Raw genomic sequence first — 4737 nt, 5'->3', positions numbered from 1 at the left:
ATCTGCGCCCTTGGCGACGCCGCAGCATGGCCGATTCAGGGCCTCATCCGCCATTGCCGGGATGAAATCGAGGACCGTATCAAGCACAAGCGCTCCGGCCGCGTCAGCGCCGTGGCGGCGGAGTGAGCGGGATGAAACGCCTGACGCCTCTGGTAGCCGCTCTGCTTCTGGCGGGCTGTAACTCGCTGGGCTGGGGCCCGGATGAGGTTGAACGCAGTTTCCCTTACAAGGCAGAGATCGCGGTGGACGAAAACCAGAGCGATCTGGCGATCAGCGTTGCCGCTCCGCCCGGTGTCACCGTCGATATCGTGCGCGAGGCCGCGCGCTATCAGGTCACCCGTCATTGCCTCCAGACCTTCGGAGATTCCGACGCCGACTGGCAGATCGACCCGGCCACCGGCGACTGGGCCTATACCCGAACGCCCGATGCGATGATCTTCCGCGCAAGATGTCAGGGGCGCTGACAGGAAACCGATGACGATGCAGTCCCACGCATATCATGTCGCTTCCCGCCGGTCCGGTCTCTTCGCCGCGGGCGCCCGGCGCATTTGCGCTGCACCGGTGGCGGAGTAACGGGATGCGGGCGTTTTTCGACGGATTGCTCAGCTTCGCCGCCGCGGTCGCAACCGCGGCCCTGACGCTGATCCCGGCCTATTATGCCTGGATGTCGATCGACGCGGGCTTTGCGCCGCAATGGGTCTGGATCAACATCTCGGGCCTGTCGCTGGCTGCCGCGGTGATGATCTTCGTGCTGCTGCGCAAGGCCAAAGACGGCGTGGCACCCCTTCGGGCCCGGAGGCGCAGATGAACATCCACCCGTCACCCGCCGCTTGGGACGGCATTGAAACATCCGCGCACAAAACCGTGCTTGGCGTAGCGGCCAATCGGCGTGATACCAGACACTTGCATAAAGATGGACGGAGCCGGAAGGCACGGACCATTCGGGCGGGAAACACCGCCACACCGAAGACGGCGCAAGATCGTCTTGACCTGCTGGGCGTGAAAGGGGCGACGTACATGCCCCCATGTCACCTGCGCGCCAAAGCGCGCAATCAGCGGAGTCAAAACCATGTTTGAACGCCTTTCCACTGCCATCCTGAAACGTGCAACCCTTGCGGCCATCCTTGGCGGCAGCCTCGTGGCACAAGCCGTCGCGGCGCAAACTCCACCACCGATCAACGAGGAACAGCACATCAACGACTCGCTGCTTGCCGCCGCGGTCGGTGCGATGATCCTGCGCGACTGCTCGACGATCTTCCCGCGGTATCTGGTGATCAAGGGTAAGGTCGACGCGCTCGAGGAATATGCGCTCGGGCAGGGTTATACCGAGGAACAGATCGAAGCTTTCCTCGACGACAAGGACGAACGCAAGCGGATGCGCAAACTGGCGAATACCTATTTGCGCGATCATGGCGTGGTCAAGGACGACCCAGAGACGTTTTGCGCGCTCGGGCGTGACGAAATCGCAAAAGGAACGCTGACCGGCGAGATGATCTGGTCATTGAAATAAGAAGGATCAAAGGCCTGCAAATGGCCTTTCGACAAAACGGGTGAATGGATGTCTAATCTGAAGAAGATCATCATCGACGGGCAAGAGGTCGAAGTAGACGGGGCCATGACCCTGATTCAGGCCTGTGAGGTCGCGGGCATCGAAGTGCCGCGCTTCTGCTACCATGAACGCCTGTCGATCGCGGGCAACTGCCGGATGTGTCTGGTCGAAGTTGTCGGCGGCCCGCCGAAACCCGCCGCTTCCTGTGCGATGCAGGTCAAGGACCTGCGCCCCGGACCGGAAGGCCAGCCGCCGGTTGTCAAGACCAACAGCCCGATGGTCAAGAAGGCGCGCGAAGGCGTCATGGAGTTCCTTCTGATCAACCACCCGCTCGACTGCCCCATCTGCGATCAGGGCGGTGAATGCGATTTGCAAGATCAGGCAATGGCTTACGGGGTGGACTTCAGCCGCTACCGCGAACCGAAACGGGCCAGCGAGGACCTTGATCTGGGACCGCTCGTCGAAACCCATATGACGCGCTGCATCTCCTGCACCCGCTGCGTGCGGTTCACGTCGGAAGTCGCCGGGATCACCCAGATGGGCCAGACCGGTCGCGGCGAGGATGCCGAGATCACCAGCTATCTCGGCCAGACCCTGAACTCGAACCTGCAAGGCAATATCATCGACCTTTGCCCGGTCGGCGCGCTGGTGTCCAAGCCCTATGCCTTTACCGCGCGTCCGTGGGAGTTGACCAAGACCGAATCCATCGACGTGATGGATGCGCTGGGCAGCAACATCCGGGTCGATACCAAGGGGCGCGAAGTCATGCGCCTCCTGCCGCGCAACCATGACGGGGTGAACGAGGAATGGATTTCCGACAAGACCCGTTTCGTCTGGGACGGGTTGCGGCGGCAACGGCTCGACACGCCCTATATCCGTGAAAAGGGCAAGCTGCGCAAAGCCGGCTGGGGCGAGGCGCTGCAAGCCGCCGCCAAGGCCATGAAGGGCAAGAAAGTCGCTGGTCTCGTCGGCGATCTGGCTCCGACCGAGGCGGCCTTCGCGCTCAAGCAGCTGATCGAAGGGCAGGGCGGCAAGGTTGAATGCCGCACCGATGGCGCCAAACTGCCCGCAGGCAACCGCTCTGCCAATGTCGGCACCGCGCGGATTGAGGATATCGACAGCGCCAAGGCGATCATGCTGATCGGCACCAACCCGGCCGTCGAAGCCCCGGTTCTCAACGCCCGCATCCGCAAGGCATGGATCAATGGCGCCAAGATTGGCGTCGTTGGTGAAGCCGTTGATCTGACTTATGAATATTTCCACCTCGGCGCTGGCCGCGATGATCTGGTCAAGATGGCTGAATCGGATCATGCCGACGCGTTGGGCAAGGAAACTCTGGTCATCGTGGGTCAGGGCGCTCTGCAAGAGGCGGACGGCGAAGCGGTGCTGAGCCAGGCGATGAAGTTCGCCGAACTGACAGAGTCCAAATTCATGATCCTGCACACCGCTGCCGGACGTGTCGGCGCGATGGACGTGGGGGCCACGACCGACGGCGGCCTTACCGCCGCGCTCGACGGGGCCGATGTCGTCTATAACCTCGGCGCGGATGAGGTTGATATCGCCCCCGGTGCCTTCGTCATCTATCAGGGCAGCCATGGCGACCGCGGCGCGCACCGCGCCGACATCATCCTGCCGGGTGCCGCCTATACCGAAGAAAACGGTCTGTTCGTCAACACCGAAGGCCGCCCGCAACTTGCCATCCGCGCCGGCTTCGCGCCGGGCGAGGCGAAAGAGAACTGGGCGATCCTGCGCGCCCTGTCGGCAGAGCTTGGGGCGACGTTGCCCTATGACTCTCTGGCAGCGCTGCGTCAGGCTCTTGTCGTGGCGCATCCGCATCTCGCGATGATAGATTCGGTGCCGGTGAACGAATGGAACCGGATCCCGCTCCGCAAACCGGGCAAAGCGACATTCCGCAATGCAATCAAGGACTTCTACCTGACCAACCCGATTGCGCGCGCTTCGGCGCTGATGGCGGAACTGTCGGCGAACGCCGCCGCGCGCGGACAGAAGATCGCGGCGGAATAAGGTGAGGACGGGGGCAATGCTGATGGCGCTTTCCACGATGGGACTGACCGGGTGCACCCCCGCCGACCCGTCGGCGTCCGACGCTGCCTTTTCGCCCGAATATATCGGGATCGAAACGCGTCTGCTCGATGACGACCTCGTCAGTTTTCAGGTCGCCATGAAGGGCGCGCGCGACCCGGACGACGTCGCGGACTACGCCCGCTGCGCCGCCGCGCAATATGCGCTGATCCGGGGCTTCGGATTTGCGCGTCATGTGCGCACAAATGTAGCGAAAGAGGGTGGCATTTGGCGTGCAGATGCGGTTTACACCATCTCGCCAGCCCTGCCGGACGGTCTGCGCACGATTGACGCCGAAGTCATCGTGCAGGACTGCGAGGCCAAGAGAATACCGACGGTGTGAGGAACAGGAAAACATGGTCGAATTTTTCACCACCACCAATCTGGGCATTGTCCTCCTGATTCTCGGTCAGGCGCTGTTGGTCATCGTCCCGCTGCTTCTGGCTCTGGCCTTCCTGATGTATGCCGACCGCAAGGTCTGGGCGGCCGTCCAGATGCGCCGGGGCCCGAACGTCGTTGGCACTTTCGGCCTGCTGCAAAGCTTCGCGGACTTCCTCAAGTACATCGTCAAGGAAGTCGTGGTGCCGGCCGGCGCCGACAAGGTGGTGTTCTTTCTCGCTCCGCTGATCAGCTTCGTGATGGCGGTGATTGCCTGGGTCGCGATCCCGTGGAACGATGGCTGGGTTGTCGCCGACCTCAACGTGGCGATCCTCTACATCTTCGCGATATCCTCGCTGGAAGTGTATGGCGTGATCATGGGCGGCTGGGCCTCGAACTCGAAATACCCGTTCCTTGGCTCTCTGCGCTCCGCCGCGCAGATGATTTCCTACGAGGTCTCGATCGGCCTGATCATCATCGGCATCATCATCTCGACCGGCAGCATGAATTTCGGCGATATCGTCAACGCGCAGCGCGGCGACTGGGGCCTGTTCAACTGGTACTGGCTGCCGCATTTCCCGATGCTGTTCCTGTTCTTCATCTCGGCGCTGGCCGAAACCAACCGCCCGCCCTTCGACCTTCCCGAAGCGGAATCCGAACTCGTCGCGGGCTATCAGGTGGAATATTCCTCGACGCCGTTCCTGCTGTTCATGATCGGCGAGCTGATG

Annotated in this window: 7 protein-coding genes; all 7 read left to right on the top strand. The window is 62.2% G+C overall.

Annotated features, from left to right (window positions below):
- Positions 1-126, top strand: a 126-nt coding sequence (locus WBB85_RS20720) for an NADH-ubiquinone oxidoreductase-F iron-sulfur binding region domain-containing protein (RefSeq protein ID WP_432640480.1), incomplete at its 5' end; no start/stop codon positions are given.
- Between the two features lie 5 nt (positions 127-131).
- Complete coding sequence (locus WBB85_RS20715) at positions 132-464, top strand: hypothetical protein (RefSeq protein ID WP_432640479.1); 333 nt, start codon at positions 132-134, stop codon at positions 462-464.
- Positions 465-577: 113 nt separating this feature from the next.
- Positions 578-808 carry a hypothetical protein gene (locus WBB85_RS20710; protein WP_432640478.1) on the top strand — a complete coding sequence of 77 codons (231 nt, stop codon included), beginning with the start codon at positions 578-580 and terminating at the stop codon, positions 806-808.
- A 261-nt stretch (positions 809-1069) separates the two neighbouring features.
- Complete coding sequence (locus WBB85_RS20705; protein WP_432640477.1) at positions 1070-1510, top strand: DUF5333 domain-containing protein; 441 nt, start codon at positions 1070-1072, stop codon at positions 1508-1510.
- A gap of 48 nt (positions 1511-1558) precedes the next feature.
- A complete protein-coding gene (gene nuoG, locus WBB85_RS20700) occupies positions 1559-3574 on the top strand; it encodes an NADH-quinone oxidoreductase subunit NuoG (protein ID WP_432640476.1) in 2016 nt (671 codons plus the stop codon).
- 16 nt (positions 3575-3590) lie between these two features.
- On the top strand, positions 3591-3974 hold the full coding sequence (locus WBB85_RS20695) for a hypothetical protein (protein ID WP_432640475.1): 384 nt from the start codon (positions 3591-3593) through the stop codon (positions 3972-3974).
- A gap of 13 nt (positions 3975-3987) precedes the next feature.
- Positions 3988-4737, top strand: a 750-nt coding sequence (locus WBB85_RS20690; protein ID WP_432640474.1) for an NADH-quinone oxidoreductase subunit H, incomplete at its 3' end; no start/stop codon positions are given.

This window comes from Albidovulum sp. (assembly GCF_049646345.1).
Lineage (GTDB): Bacteria > Pseudomonadota > Alphaproteobacteria > Rhodobacterales > Rhodobacteraceae > Albidovulum.
Note: the sequence above shows the minus strand (reverse complement) of the source record. Positions and strands in the feature narration are given on the sequence as shown.